13 protein-coding genes are annotated in these 14,591 nt (G+C 61.1%); 3 read left to right on the top strand and 10 right to left on the bottom strand.

Translation table 11 applies throughout. The annotated features are described in order from the left end of the window. The first annotated feature begins 134 nt into the window (after positions 1-134). Entirely contained in the window at positions 135-278 is a 144-nt protein-coding gene (locus tag MSKU9_RS17920) for a hypothetical protein (protein ID WP_154670677.1), read from the top strand. Positions 279-288: 10 nt separating this feature from the next. Here MSKU9_RS17920 and MSKU9_RS12590 read toward each other — a convergent pair whose 3' ends face one another. The 10 genes from MSKU9_RS12590 to ade form a co-directional block, all read right to left on the bottom strand. Further along, a complete protein-coding gene (locus tag MSKU9_RS12590) occupies positions 289-1,662 on the bottom strand; it encodes a uracil-xanthine permease family protein (protein WP_227002491.1) in 1,374 nt (457 codons plus the stop codon). Positions 1,663-1,773: 111 nt separating this feature from the next. Continuing rightward, the gene (locus tag MSKU9_RS12585; protein WP_141261758.1) at positions 1,774-4,278 is read right to left on the bottom strand and encodes a TonB-dependent receptor; all 2,505 of its coding nucleotides are present in this window, start codon (positions 4,276-4,278) and stop codon (positions 1,774-1,776) included. Between the two features lie 484 nt (positions 4,279-4,762). Further along, complete coding sequence (locus MSKU9_RS12580; protein WP_141261757.1) at positions 4,763-5,203, bottom strand: ExbD/TolR family protein; 441 nt, start codon at positions 5,201-5,203, stop codon at positions 4,763-4,765. Between the two features lie 54 nt (positions 5,204-5,257). Then, a complete protein-coding gene (locus MSKU9_RS12575) occupies positions 5,258-5,680 on the bottom strand; it encodes an ExbD/TolR family protein (protein ID WP_141261756.1) in 423 nt (140 codons plus the stop codon). A 2-nt stretch (positions 5,681-5,682) separates the two neighbouring features. Further along, positions 5,683-6,726: a MotA/TolQ/ExbB proton channel family protein gene (locus MSKU9_RS12570; RefSeq protein WP_141261755.1), complete on the bottom strand. Its 1,044-nt coding sequence runs from the start codon at positions 6,724-6,726 to the stop codon at positions 5,683-5,685. 86 nt (positions 6,727-6,812) lie between these two features. Beyond that, positions 6,813-7,481: an energy transducer TonB gene (locus MSKU9_RS12565; RefSeq protein WP_141261754.1), complete on the bottom strand. Its 669-nt coding sequence runs from the start codon at positions 7,479-7,481 to the stop codon at positions 6,813-6,815. Positions 7,482-8,115: 634 nt separating this feature from the next. Then, a complete protein-coding gene (locus MSKU9_RS12560; RefSeq protein ID WP_141261753.1) occupies positions 8,116-8,931 on the bottom strand; it encodes a segregation and condensation protein A in 816 nt (271 codons plus the stop codon). Then, positions 8,928-9,632 (bottom strand): hypothetical protein, encoded by a 705-nt coding sequence (locus MSKU9_RS12555; protein ID WP_141261752.1) that lies wholly within the window; start codon positions 9,630-9,632, stop codon positions 8,928-8,930. Before MSKU9_RS12555 ends, MSKU9_RS12560 begins: the two co-directional genes overlap by 4 nt. After that, positions 9,625-10,500 (bottom strand): tyrosine-type recombinase/integrase, encoded by an 876-nt coding sequence (locus tag MSKU9_RS12550; protein ID WP_141261751.1) that lies wholly within the window; start codon positions 10,498-10,500, stop codon positions 9,625-9,627. Before MSKU9_RS12550 ends, MSKU9_RS12555 begins: the two co-directional genes overlap by 8 nt. Before the next feature lie 26 nt (positions 10,501-10,526). Next, positions 10,527-12,227, bottom strand: a complete 1,701-nt coding sequence (gene ade / locus MSKU9_RS12545; protein ID WP_141261750.1) for an adenine deaminase — start codon at positions 12,225-12,227, stop codon at positions 10,527-10,529. Positions 12,228-12,378: 151 nt separating this feature from the next. Here ade and MSKU9_RS19025 point away from each other — a divergent pair, with 151 nt between their 5' ends. Both MSKU9_RS19025 and thiC read left to right on the top strand, forming a co-directional pair. Beyond that, entirely contained in the window at positions 12,379-12,540 is a 162-nt protein-coding gene (locus tag MSKU9_RS19025) for a hypothetical protein (protein ID WP_456303585.1), read from the top strand. 81 nt (positions 12,541-12,621) lie between these two features. Then, complete coding sequence (gene thiC / locus MSKU9_RS12540; protein WP_141261749.1) at positions 12,622-14,463, top strand: phosphomethylpyrimidine synthase ThiC; 1,842 nt, start codon at positions 12,622-12,624, stop codon at positions 14,461-14,463. Positions 14,464-14,591 lie beyond the last annotated feature (128 nt).

Genomic DNA, 14,591 nt, shown 5'->3' with positions numbered 1-14,591 from the left:
GCCAAATGCCTGCACCCTGGCGGAGAAACGACGTCTGCTGCTCACAGGCGACAGACCCTATCTGCCCCCGCAACCATATATGCGGCCTGTATTTTACCAAGGCCGTGTACAGGCACACCGGATTCCGTGAAAACATGAACCGGCTGAACACTGTTCCGGTTTATGTGGTTCTTTTTACCCGGCTGAAAGGCAACATCGTGCAAACACAGGGCTGGCACATGCCTGAAAACGACCGGGACGACAATAACGCTGATCTGCACAATCCTTTCCGTCCCTGAAAGGCTGCCCTTAACCAGTCCTGACAGTCTGCGACAGGGTCGGTGTGTCTTTTGCCCCCTGAACCGCGGCATCCTCCACATCAGGCGTACTGCTTCTGCGTCCCACCAGCAGGTTGAGTAGTACGCCCGACAGGATACACAACAGCACGCCATTGCCCAGCAGCAGCCGCGCCAGCCCGTTCAGATGGATAAACAGGTCCGGGCATGCCATGGGCAATACGCCCAGACCAATGGACACGGCGGCAATCAGGCCATTGCGTGTCCCCTGAAAACGCACATGCAGCAGTTCACGTATGCCACCAATGGTGGTCATGCCGAACATGACCAGACCACATCCCCCCAGCACCGGCGGCGGCAGGGCCGCGATCAGCGCGCCCAGTTTGGGAAACAGCCCCAGTCCGATCATGACCACACCAGCGGCAGCCACGACAAAGCGGCTTCGGATATCGGTTATGGCGATCAGCCCGGTATTCTGCGTAAAGGCGTTGTAGGGAAAGCTGTTGAACATCCCGCCCAGCATGGTGGACAGGCCATCCGCCCGCAGCGCGCCCGCAATAGTGGCGTCGGTCACCGGCATATCAACCACGCGACCAATGGCCAGACAGTTGCCGGTCGTTTCGGCTACGATGATGACCATGCTCAGCAGCATGATGACCACCGGCATGACCTGGAATTCCGGCAGCCCGAATGCAAAGGGCATGCTGACGGCAAACCACGGGGCATCCGCCACCATGCCATAATGCCCCATGCCGCACAGGGCCGCGAGGATACTGCCCGCGATCAGCCCGACCAGCACGCTGATATTGGCCACGAACCCCCTGCCCCACGCCTGCACCCCCACGGTGATGAGGATGGTGACAAACGCCAGCCCAAGGTTTGCTATGCTGCCAAAATCGGGCGCGCCAGGTGTGCCGCCGCCAATCCACCGCCCCGCCACCGGCACCAGCGTCAGGCCGATGATCGTAATCAGGCAGCCGATCACCACAGGCGGAAAAAACCGCATGAGCCGCGCCATGACCGGCGCCAGCACCACCATCGCCAGCCCCGCGCCAATGACTGCGCCAAAGACCGAGCGCACCCCGTATATCTGGCCGATCAGAAGCATGGACGCCAGCATGGCGAAGGATGACCCCTGCACGATGGGCAGGCGGGAACCGAATTCGCCTATACCGATGCTCTGGATGATCGTGGCGATACCCGATGTCATCAGCCCGCAATTGATCAGCAGGACAGTCTGTGCCGGTGACAGGTGCATGGCCGCGGCAAAGACCAGCGGCACGGCGACCGTACCGGCGTACATGACCAGCGCATGCTGCAGGCCAAAGGCAAACAGCATGCCCGCGGGCAGCATTTCATCAACGGGGTGTATCGGGCCTGTTTTCACAATCCGTTTCCCAAGCTGACTGCCCCCGCGTTTTCGCTACGACGGGACAGCATTGACACAAAGAACCCCGCCTTTTTTGCAAAAGACGGGGTTTGCCGTGTGTGATGATGATCAGAAGGAAGTGGAAATCGTGCCGGTCATGGTGAAGCGTGGCTCGACCATGAAGGAGTTGCCGTCTGCTGCACGACCCGTGGGGCTGGATGCACCATAAAACACCGGATAACTGCCGCTCTGGCTGCCGGCATGATAGATGGCCCCCATGGCCCCTGTCCGCACGATGGAACCGGTCAGGTTGCTAAAGTTCAGCTTGAAGGAAGGCGACTTGGCATACATGAACGGCTTGAAGTGATATCCCAGCGACAGGGTATCGGTCACGTAGCCGGGCATGCGCTCGCTGTTGTCCAGCGCGACAGACTGCGGACCCGTGTAGTGCACGGCAGCATTGGCAAAGAAACCCCTGTACTTATAGGTCAGGCCAAAGTTTGCCATCACATGCGGCGCCATGATGGCCTGCTGGCCTTTTGCCGCGATCGTCTTGCCATAGCTGGCATCAAACGGGTTGGAGTCCACTACATTGGAATCCTGCGTTGCGTGCAGGTATTCAAACGAAGCGTAGGGACTGAACCCGTGGAACGGGCGGCTGGCGATCATGACGTCAAAGCCACGCATGGTCTGGTTGCCACCCTCGATCGGCATGTACTGGTTGGCGCCCAGATAGGTGCTGAGAATACGGTTCGTCACATTGTAGTTGAACAGTGACAGGTCAAGCATCACGTATTTGTCGTGATAGCGATAACCCAGTTCTTCCTTGATGGAATACTGGTTTTTCAGCATGGGTGAACCCGTCGTGGGTGACAGCCAGCCCAGATCCGTAGCACTCGGCTGACGGTAATCGCCCTCGGCATTCACATAGATCTGGTGATGATCGTTGAAGGTGTAGCTGATGGAAAGCTGCGGCAGGGGTTCAGTCGTATTGGCGCCGTTATGGCCCGTTTGCTGCCCATTCTGGCCATAAACCCACTTGCGCGCATCGGAATTGGCTGCCCAGCCCTTGTTCCATGCATCAGACATGACGAACTTGAAGCCCGCATGGATCTGCAGCTTGTCGTTAAAGTACTTCGCGGTATCCTGAATGAACAGCGAATGCAGTTCATAACCGGCATTAACACCGGTAATGCCGTACCCATTGGCGGCCGTACCCTGATATTGCTGCCAGTTGGGGCTGGGTGCCGCCCCGTTCGCCATGGTGTACCCAGTGGGATAGTTCTGGATGGTCTGGTTGTTTTCATACCAGTACCCAAACGAAAGATGGTTGTGCCGGTCGATGTCGTAACTCACCTTGGCGACCGCGCCGACCTGTCGGGCTTCGTTTTCCAGGAAATAGCTGGTGTAGTTCCGGTTTTCGGACGCGCTCCAGTTCTGGCCGTACAGGGTATTGTTCCCCGGTGAGGCATCCCACCCCTGCCCGAAGCTGAAATAGGGCTGCAGGTCGAAGGCGAATTTCGCAGGCAGCACGACATGGATCGGCGCCGTCAGGAAAATCTGGTTCCAGTGGTCGTTGTTGTTTTTCCAGTAGTTGTCGCTGGTCGGGTCGGAATTACGGCCGTAACCGGTGCCCGTGTGCTTGTAGTTGTAGAACGCCGTGCTGTCGGGATAGGCGTCGATCGTGAAGTCCTCGGAGTTCCATGACACGAACAGCCTGGCATTGGATCCGTTGTCCCAGTCCTTCTGCAGCCCGAAATCGATATGCTTGCGCTGGTTGATGCCCGAACCCATCCACGAACGTGAATGCGTGTTGGAAAACGAGAAGTAGCTACGGATACCGGTCTTGCCGATATCGCCCGATTCAAGGCGGATGAACTCACGCGACATGTTGTTCGTCCCGTAGGAGAAGTCGGTCATGCCACCGAATTTGTGCGATGCCGTGTGGGAACGCTCGTTCATCACACCGCCTGCAGCGGACATGGCGGGCAGGTCCGTGGCGGAACTGCCGGGCGTGACTTCCACGCTTTCCAGATTTTCGGAATCGATATCCTCGTTGAGATACTTCGCCGCCGCTGCGGGTGCACCATCCAGCATAAGTCCCATATCCAGATCGGTCAGGCCGCGGGTCTGGATCTGGCCACCTTCCATACCTGACGGATCGGGTGTGGTCACGTTCATGCTGGGCAGGTTCTTGACCAGATCCAGTGCGGTGCTGGTCGGATTACGCATTTCAATGAACTGCTTGCCAATGGTCTGGACCGCATGTGGCGCCGTTTCCAGCCGCATCATGCCGCCGCCGCCATCACGCGCCTGACGGGACGAGGCAACGCGGATCGTTTCCGGCCCCTGCTGGTCCACGATACCCGCGGGCTGTGCCGGGGTGGCAGTCTTCGGCTGTGCCGCCGCAACATGCCCTGGCGTGACATGGCGGTGCTGTGCCGGTGTGGTGGGCGTGGCTGTCTGTGCCCACGCATCTGCCCCCGTGGCGATACAGACGGTCCCCACCAGGCAGGACATGGCACGCAGCCGTGTCTTCAGTCCCGGCATCCGCAGACCGGCCAGTCCGGCGCGTCCCCCCGCGACCCGTACCTGACGTTTTACTGCGCTATAGAAATCCCGGCCCGTCTTCATGTATTCCCCCGCAAATATATGTGGTGCCCACGCTCACGGACAGCCATACGGTTTCCAGTGGCAGCCATCCCCGTCTGCCTTCCTGTCCACAGCCCCGTCCCGTCCGGTCATGCTGAAGTAATTACGGAAACTGAACATTCCGCCTGTCTGTTGACTTATGAAATACACATGCACAGGCAAAGTTTAAAAAATGCAACGCGCTGTTTATCTATCTGACCACAGCCTGTTGCCCCCGGCAGGTATCAACCCGTATCCCGCACAAATACAACGATTTTCGCATTTTTTCTGATTTTCCGGACCAGATATCGACGGCTGAAACAGCCTGAACAATGTGGCATGTGTGCCTTTTATACCACAGGGCAAATCACCGGAATGCCTTAAAAAGCAGCATTCCTTACGGCTGGAACCGGGCACAAAAAAACGGCCCCTCCCGAAGGAAGGGCCGTTGTGCTGACCGTTATACAGTAATCAGGAACTGGCTGGCTTACTGCGCATCCATGAACTGATCGCTGCCCATGATACCCAGCTTGCTCACACCCAGGCGCTGCGCATCCGCCAGTACCTTCGCCACGACCTTGTAGCTGGCCAGGCGGTCGGGATGAATGTGCATTTCCGGCTGGACCGGCTGGGCCGCCGCATCCTTGAAACGGGCCTGCAGGTCCGCATCATCGGCAACGGGTTCGCCATTCCATGTGATGGTGTTGTCAAAATCGATCGCTACCGTGTCCACCACGGGATCAGGCTGCGGAGAAGACGGCGGCGGATTGCCCTGCGGCAGATCGATCGAGACTGAATGCGTCTGAAGCGGAATGGTGATGATCAGCATGATCAACAGCACCAGCATGACGTCAATCAGGGGCGTGGTATTGATATCGACAATACCTTCGTCCTCGGTCGTGCTGTCTGAGCCGATATTCATGCCCATGGTCTACTCTCCCGAAATTGGCCGGAGCACACAGGCCCCGGCCGGGAATGGATATCAGCCGTGCGGCTGCTCGGTAATAAAGTCGATGTGGACGATACCGGCCTGCTGACAGGCTGCAATCACTTTGCCCACACCTTCGTATTTCGCCGCCTGGTCACCACGGATCTGGATCTGTGGCTGCGGGTTTTCCGCCGCCACGTGCTCCAGATGCGATTCCAGGTCGGCATAACTGTTAAGCGGCGTTTCGTTCCAGTATGCCTGCCCCTGCGGGGTCACCGCGATGACGATGTTGTTCATCATCGTCCGGGTGGGCTGGTTAGCATCCATGGGGAGGCTAACCTTGATGGTATGTGTCGCGACGGGGATGGTGATCAGGAAGATGATCAGCAGCACCAGCATGACATCGACAAGCGGTGTGGTGTTGATGGCGGACACCACCTCGTCTTCATCGCTGCCACCTCCAACTTGCATACCCATGATCAGGCCACCCGGTTATCGATAGTCGTCGTGGTCGGGGAGTTGTCCGGATGAACGGTGATTTCCGCACCATGGCGATAACCACCCATCAGGATCGACTGCACGTCAGCGGCGAAGTTGCGGATCTTGTCCATCGCACCCTTGTTGCGGCGGACCAGCAGGTTGTAGCCCAGAACCGCAGGCACGGCGGTGCCCAGACCGATGGCGGTCATGATCAGCGATTCACCAACCGGGCCGGCAACCTTGTCGATCGATGCCTGACCTGCAATGCCGATGGCCGTCAGCGCGTGATAGATACCCCAGACGGTCCCGAACAGACCCACGAACGGCGAGGTCGAACCCACGGTGCCGAGGAAGGCCAGGCCGCCCTGCAGCTTGGTCTGGATCACGTCAACCGAACGCTGGATGGACATGGTGGTCCAGGAATGCAGGTCAATGGATTCCTGCATCGTGCCCTCGTGATGTTCGGCAGCCTTGACGCCGGTATCGGCGATGTAGCGGAACGGGGAGTTCGCGGGCAGGGCGGCAGCACCGTCCTTGATGGAACCCTTGGTCCAGAAGTCGCTCATGACCTGCTTGGCGGCATTCATGACACGCGCCTGCTCAAAGAACTTGGTAATCATGATGTACCATGTGCCAAGCGACATGAAGACCATGATCAGCAGGACGCCACGGGCAATGAAATCACCATTGGCCCACAGCGCGCCCAGACCGTACGGGTTGCCTTCGGGTGCCTTGGGGGCATCAGCCGGCGGGGCTTCAGCGGCAGGCGCGGGCGCCGGTGCTGCGTCAGCAGGGGCAGCATCGGTCGGGGCGGCGTCGGTCGGGGCGGGTGCCTGCGCGGCCGGGGCATCAGCGCCGGGGGCCGGGGTGGCGGCAGCGCCGGTGCCATCGGTCGCAGGGGCGGAAACCGCCGGTGCCGTGGCCGCATCGCTAGCGGCCGGGGCGGCATCCTGGGCCAGCGCGGCGAGCGGGGAAGCCGCGCACAGCATGGCAGCGAAAGCAGCCGAGGCAACAAGAGTGTGTTTACGATGCAGTCTGATCATTTAACCAAAATCCTCTGGAGCAGGATGTTTTTTCCGAGGCGGCGGGGTGCTGCCGGCCCCCGCCGTGCCTGACCTAACATTCAGGCTCAGTCATTCAGACTGAACGTGATCGTATAGAGATGGTGGAACTCCTTGACGGGCACACCATTTTTGACAGCCGGCGCATAACGCGAACGGCGGACCGCCTTCAGTGCGGCATCAGCGAATGCCTGACCGCCCTTTACATTGACCACCTGGCAGTTGCTGGTCACGCCGGTCGGTTCCACGTCACATGCCACGGACACAACGCCTTCACGGCCTTCTTCCGACATTTCTTCCGGATATTCCGGAACGACATGGTTCAGCGGCGACGTACCGGCCATGTGATCGGGCACTGGCGGCGCGTTGGACACGGGCGCATCAGCCGGCGGGGTCGCCTTTGCAGGCGGCATCGCCTTCGGCGGCTTCGTGTGGGTCACCTTCATCGGCGGCGGCGGCGTCGGAACCTGGATCTTCGGCGGCGGAATGTACGGCGGCGGCGGCTGCGTAATTTCCGGCGGCGGTGGCGGTGGCGGCGGCGGCGGTGGCGGCGGTGGCGGTTCCTTGATCATGTGGACCTGCACCGGCGGCCGCGGCGGTTCCTTGGGTGCATCCGGCGGGGAACTGAGCCCGAACAGGAGCGCCAGCACCAGCAGCCCTTCAAACACCAGGACAAGCGCGAAAACAATTACCTTTTGTAGTCTATTATCACTCTGTTCCGCATACGTCATACCCATACCTCACTCAGAACGGCATAGTTTTAGGAAGGAATTATTACAGAATTTGTTCTGGATGTTCTGATTTCACCAATTTTACTACGGGAGTATGACCAGATTTCTACGAAACGACTGATGCGATCCGCCTTGTTCTCCCCGGCTCAACCCTGAAGCACGACAGCCCCCCTCCCCGGCGGAACGGGAAGGCACGACCGTCGCCGCCTCCGGCAGTGCATATGCCAATGCACGGACATTGCATGCACCCTGCCCCGACAGGCCAAGCCACTCATTCATCACGTTTTATCCATAAACATTATTAACATCTCGAAATCAACCCTGATCTTATATGAAATAATCTTGGTATGAACGTCCTGCCCGACAAATCATGGCCCATGGCGAAAAACGCCCTATGAAACAGCCCCTGTCAGTGCCCGGCAGGCCAGTAAAAAACTCTCGTCTGCCAGCTTGGTCAAAAAAAAATCCCAGTCAAGCAAACTGTTAAAAAATGAGGAAAAAAAATCTGTCATCCCGGCCGGGACCGCCTGTTTTCCAACAAACTGTTGCGACTTCGATACAAACTGACAGTTATCAAATATAAGATGCAACGATAAATTCATTTCACTGTATTTTCGGGTGAAATGAGTCCTACCCCATTCTACCCCGTTTCCGCCTGCACGCCGCTGAAACGGGGCAGCGTGTCCGGTTCGGCCTGATAGGCCAGCGCCTCCCCCTGCTTCACCATTTCCAGACAGGCGGCGAACGTACTGCTCCATGCCGAACGGCGCTGCCCCGATGACAGGCTGGCTGCCGGCCCCACGCGCACGGAATCGGGCAGCATCCGGTCCAGTGGCACCGGCCCGTCATGGGCCCGCGCCAGGCAGGTGCGTACGCGCATGCGCGCGTCCTCGACGGAAAACAGATCAAGCTGCACCGGGGCATAGAACGGAGTCTCCACCGGCATGACGCCCCAGTTCCCGTCAAATACCGCAAGGCACCCCCACAGGAATTCGATCCGGTCCACTTCCCACTGCGCCGATTCGTCCCCATCGGGGGTAACCGCGCCGCCAAAAGCATGAACGTCGCGGCCAAGCTGTTCGCGCGCCGCAAGCCAGTCGGCAAGGCGGGCTGAATCTTCCGCCGCCAGCAGGCGCGTGCGCAGGTCGGCCGCTTCCTGTGTCGCCTGCTGCTGGCGTGGGTCATCGGCTGGCAGCATGAGGCGCGACCGCAACAGCAGCAGCCCCGACGCCATGACTGCCCATTGCGCCTTGATCCCCAGCGGCAGCGACGTGTGCGTCCGCGCCGCTTCGGCCAGCTGATCGATCAGGGTGACGATATCCAGCCGCGCCAGATCGATTTCACGCGCATGCGCCAGCTGCAGCAGATGCGACAGGCCGCCCTGATAGATGTCGAGCACGATGACAGCTTCGCCATCAGGCAGCGGAGCGCTGAAAAGCTCGGTCTGCCCCGTCATGCCAGCGACCGTTCCGACAGGCGGAATGTCAGGGTGGGATAATGTTCCTCCATCTGGCGGACCACGGGCCCGGGCGTGCCCATCCGGGTAAAGAAGCCGTACACCATGGCCCGGTAGCCACGTGGCAGCCGACGCCCCGCCTTGCGTCCTGGCAGGTGGCGTACCTGACGTGGCGCTTCGGTCAGGCCCCAGTTGTCACGCAGCCATGCCCGCGCATCAGGGTGGGTGGCGCCAAGCTGGAGAATCCGTTCCGGCACTGGGACAAGCTGATGGAAATCCAGCGGACATGCCGTGTCCGCCCGCAGTCCCAACCGGGCGTGACGGGCTTCCGCCGCCGTACGGAACTGGCGCGCAAGGATCCGGCAGCCGTCAATGGACAGTCCGGCCCGGCCACGCGCGGGCGAGTTGGCGCCGATCGCCAGCGCGAACATGTCTTCCTCCACCCGTTCGGCATCAAACGGCCATGGGATCAGGCCGGGGCCTGCCGCGTCCGCAACAAATGCGTCCATGTCCGTATCCGGCCCGTATACCAGCAGGTGCCACCACTGCCATGGCGATGGTTCGGCAGGCTGCGGCCAGGCGGAAAGCGGACGCCGTCCCCGCCGTCCCGGCGCGCGCCGCGTGGTCCCGGCGGCCTCGTCTTCCCGTGCGGTTGCAGGGGGCGGCAGATCAGCCCATGGCAGGCGCAGGTTTTCAGTCATGGGCCAGCAGGCGCTCATACGGCCGCAGGGCGCGCGGGTCACGGTAACGGGTATGCTGGCACAGGGCTTCGGTTTCCATCCCCTGCCGCAATGCCGCGACAATGTAGCCCGAGCGCAGGGCATGGGCGCTTAACGTCGCGGCAATATCCGGCGGCACTTCCGCCATCAACGCGCGGCGCTGCAGGATACGGGTCACGGCGTACGGAGTCAGCGCCCGTCCGCCCACGCGTTCCCCTTTTGAGATGGCACGGAACAGCGGCCCGGTCTGCCGGTGCGCCACCTGCTGCCATGCGGCAAACGCTGCGGCGGGGCACATCGCGCCATCGGATGGCAGGGGCAGGCTGACCGACTGTGCCGCGCCCTCCTCCCGAATGGTCAGCACGACCTGCGTGCGTTCAGCGCGCACGTCTTCCACCTGCAGCCCCACCAGTTCCGAACGGCGCAGCGCGCCCGCGAAACCGAACAGCAGCAGGCAGCGGTCACGCAGCCCCCGCGGGGAGCCATCCGCGCAGTGTTCGACCATGGCGCGCAGCATGTCCGGCGTCACCACCGCAGGGGGAGCGGCCGGGCGGCTGGCGCGTTCAGTCATGTCGGCTACGGCCGCGCGGATACCGGGCTCGGTTACGTCCCACGCCATGTTGTTGAAACGGTGCATCTTGCCAATCGCGGCCAGCCTGCGCCGGATGGTTGAAGGCGCGAATTCCGTCAGGCTGCGCAGATAGGTCGCCACGACCTTCGCCGTTGCAGGAATGGGGGAAACCGCGTGGACGGCGCACCAGTTGGTGAAATGCACCCAGTCCGCACGGTAGGCACGCAGGGTGGCCACGGCTTCGCGCGCGGGGGCTGCGATATCACTGGCCCCTGTCATGGGCTGCTCCTGTATCGTGGACCGTATCAGACCAGTTCCATCCGGTTGACATCCACCATGCCGAAATCCGTGATCTTCAGGTGCGGGATAACCGGCAGCGGCAGAAAGGCCAGCTGCAGGAACGGCTCGTCAAGCTGGCAGCCCAGCGCACGGGCGGCGGCGCGCAGTACCTCCAGCTGATCGCGCACGGTCTCGAACGGGGCGTCACTCATAAGGCCCGCCACCGGCAGCGGCATATCCGCCACCACTGTCCCGTCACGCACCACGACAAAGCCGCCGCCGGTCTTTTCCAGATGGTTGACCGCAACCGCCATATCCGCGTCATTCATGCCCACCACGCAGATATTGTGGCTGTCATGCCCGACCGAGGACGCCAGCGCGCCGCCCGACAGGCCAAACCCCTTAACAAACCCGCGCCCGATATTGTCATTGTGCCCATGCCGCGCCACCACGCAGATGCGTGCGATATCCTGTGCCGGGTCGGGCTGGACGATACCATCCACTACCGGCAGATCGGCATGCAGGAAGGGGGTGATGATCTGGCCGGGCAGCAGGCCGATCACCGGGCGCTGCGCACCACTTCCCGCGACCTGCATGTCCTGCGTACTGACGGGCGCGGGCAGGCTGATACTGTCGGTGCCGACGGGGGGAATGATGTCACGTGCGGCAAACAGCGCGTCATTCACCAGACGCCCCGCGCTGATAACATCTGACACCCGGCATTCACGCAGGTCATCAAGCAGTACGATATCCGCCCGCCGCCCCGGCGCGATCATGCCCCGGTCGCGCAGGCCAAACGCGTTGGCCGCACTGAGCGAGGCGCTGCGATAGGCCGCCAGCGGTTCCACCCCCAGCGAGATGGCAAGGCGGATCAGGTAATCCAGATGCCCCTCATGCGCGATTTCCAGCGGGTTGCGGTCATCGGTGCAGAAGGCGAAAAACGGCGATGTCACGGGGTTGAGCAGCGGCACCAGCGCGCGCAGGTCCTTGCATACCGATCCCTCGCGGATCAGCACCATCATGCCCTTGCGCACCTTTTCCAGCGCTTCTTCCGCCGTCGTGGCCTCATGATCGGTGGTGATGCCCGCCGACAGATACCCATTGAGCTTACGCCCGCGCAACAACGGTGCATGGCCATCAATATGACCGCCGGCAAAGGCCGCCAGCTTTTCCATGCACACCGGGTCGCCATTCAGCACGCCGGGAATGTTCATGAACTCGGCCAGGCCAATGACCTTGGGGTGGTCCCGATAGGCCAGCAGGTCAGCCGCCCCCAGCGTCGCACCCGATGTTTCAAGCGCGGTGGACGGCACGCAGCTGGACAGGTTGACCCGCAGGTCCATGACCGTGCGCATGGCCGCTTCGGTAAAGTAATCCAGCGCCGGTCGGCCCAGCACGTTGGCCATTTCATGCGGGTCGCATATGGCGGTGGTCACGCCATGGGGCAGGACGCAGCGGTCGAATTCAAACGGGGTGATGAGCGAGGATTCGACATGCAGGTGCGTATCGATAAAACCCGGCACGGCAATGCGGCCATGCCCCTCGATCACGTTTTCGCCCTCGTAATGATCCAGCGTGCCGACAATGGTGTCACCACATATGGCGATGTCGGTCGGCAGCAGTTCGCCCGTCACCAGATCGAACAGGCGGACATTGCGGATCACGGTGTCCGCCGCCACCCGTCCGCTACCCTGTGCGATCCGGTCGGAAATCACGCTACCTGCCATACTGTCCTGCTTCCCCGCAAAAGATGGATATTCCCCAGCAGTCTAACACAACCGCGCGGCTGGCAAATCGGCACACGAATTCTTTTTCATCCCGCCCGTCCGTACCCCGTCTGACGATGTTGACAAATGCCGGGTGTTTCATGATCCTGAAATGACCAAGGGGAGTCCCGGCAAGGGGCTGAGATACCGCTGGCATGGTCCGACCATGCGCGCGGGGACCCTTCCGGGCGCATCGTGCGTTCCGGGGAACCTGATCCGGCTCATACCGGCGGAGGGACTGGTGCAGACAATCGGCACGATGCGTCAGACCTGACGACACTGCGCACATGATCCATGTGGCGTTCCGGTTTTCTCCCCCACACCCCCTGTCGGAGAGAAAACGAGGAGCATTGCCATGACCACCGTTGCTTCGCCTTCATCTCCCGACCATGTCACAACCGGCCCCATCATGGGGTCCACCAAGGTCTGGTCCACGCCCGATGGGCACCCGCATATCCGCGTGCCCTTCCGCGAAATCGCCCTTGAACCCAGTGCCAACGAACCGCCGGTGCGGGTCTATGACACTTCCGGCCCCTATACCGACCCGCATGCGCGTATCGATGTACGCGCGGGGCTGAAACCCGTCCGCGCACCATGGATTGGGGCCCGCAACCTGCCCACTATTACGCCGCGCGCCGTCCGGCCCGAAGACAATGGCTTTGCCAAAGGCGAAAACCTGGTCCCCGCCTGCCCTGCGCCCCATACGGTGCATGAAGGCAGGCCGGGACAGATGGTCACGCAGTACGAATTTGCACGCGCGGGGATCATTACCGAGGAAATGATCTACGCCGCCCACCGCGAAAACCTTGGCCGCGCCACCATGGACGAAGGCGCTGAAGAACGCCGCGCGGATGGCGAGGATTTCGGGGCCGACATTCCCGCCTTCGTCACCCCGGAATTCGTGCGATCCGAAATCGCGGCGGGTCGCGCCATCCTGCCCGCCAATATCAATCACCCCGAGCTGGAGCCGATGGTGATCGGGCGCAACTTTCTGGTGAAGGTCAACGCCAATATCGGCAATTCGGCCGTGACGTCATCGGTCGCGGAAGAAGTGGAAAAGATGGTCTGGTCCATCCGCTGGGGGGCCGATACGGTCATGGACCTGTCCACGGGGCGCAACATCCACAACATCCGCGACTGGATCCTGCGCAACGCCCCGGTGCCCATCGGCACGGTGCCGCTGTACCAGGCACTGGAAAAGGTCGGCGGCGTGCCGGAAGACCTGACATGGGACATCTTTCGCGACACGCTGATCGAACAGGCGGAACAGGGTGTGGACTACTTCACCATCCATGCGGGTGTGCGGCTGCAGCATGTGCCGCTTACGGTCAACCGGGTTACCGGCATTGTCTCGCGCGGCGGGTCGATCATGGCCGGGTGGTGCCTGCACCATCACCGCGAGAGCTTCCTGTATGAGCATTTCGAGGAAATCTGCGACATCATGCGCCGCTATGATGTCTCGTTCTCGCTGGGTGACGGCCTGCGCCCCGGCTCCATTGCCGATGCGAATGACGCCGCCCAGTTCGCCGAACTGGAAACGCTGGGCGAACTGACGAAAATCGCGTGGGCAAAAGGCTGCCAGGTCATGATCGAGGGACCGGGCCACGTGCCCATGCACAAGATCAAGGTCAATGTGGAAAAGCAGCTACGTGAATGTGGCGAAGCCCCGTTCTACACGCTTGGTCCGCTGACGACCGATATCGCGCCGGGTTATGACCACATCACATCCGGCATCGGTGCAGCCATGATCGGATGGTTCGGCACGGCCATGCTGTGTTACGTCACACCGAAGGAACACCTGGGCCTGCCCGACCGCAATGACGTGAAGGTGGGTGTGGTGACCTACCGCATCGCCGCCCACGCCGCCGATCTGGCGAAGGGGCACCCGGCGGCACGCATCCGTGACGACGCGATCAGCCGCGCGCGCTTTGACTTCCGCTGGAACGACCAGTTCAAGCTGTCGCTCGACCCGGATACGGCATGTTCCTACCATGACGAGACACTGCCGCGCGAAGCGCACAAGAACGCGCATTTCTGTTCCATGTGCGGCCCCAAATTCTGCTCCATGCGCATAAGCCATGACCTGAAGGCCAATGCACGGCGACAGGCGGGACTGGAACAGAAAAAGGAGGAATTCCGCAATAACGGCAACCGGATCTATGTACCGGTTGATGAAGCGGTCACACCGGCGGAATAAGACGCGCCCAGCCCCATGCCAACACGCATGGGGCTGGGCCTGTCACCACAAAAATAAAGAAGTCTTTGGTGAATCTTTTTTAAAAAAGGCGGCGCCCGGAAACTTTTATCTTCTTGTAAACAGGTTAT

Source organism: Komagataeibacter diospyri (genome assembly GCF_006538165.1).
GTDB lineage: Bacteria > Pseudomonadota > Alphaproteobacteria > Acetobacterales > Acetobacteraceae > Komagataeibacter > Komagataeibacter diospyri.
The sequence above is the reverse complement of the archived record's forward strand: the minus strand, read 5'-3'. Positions and strand labels throughout refer to the sequence as shown.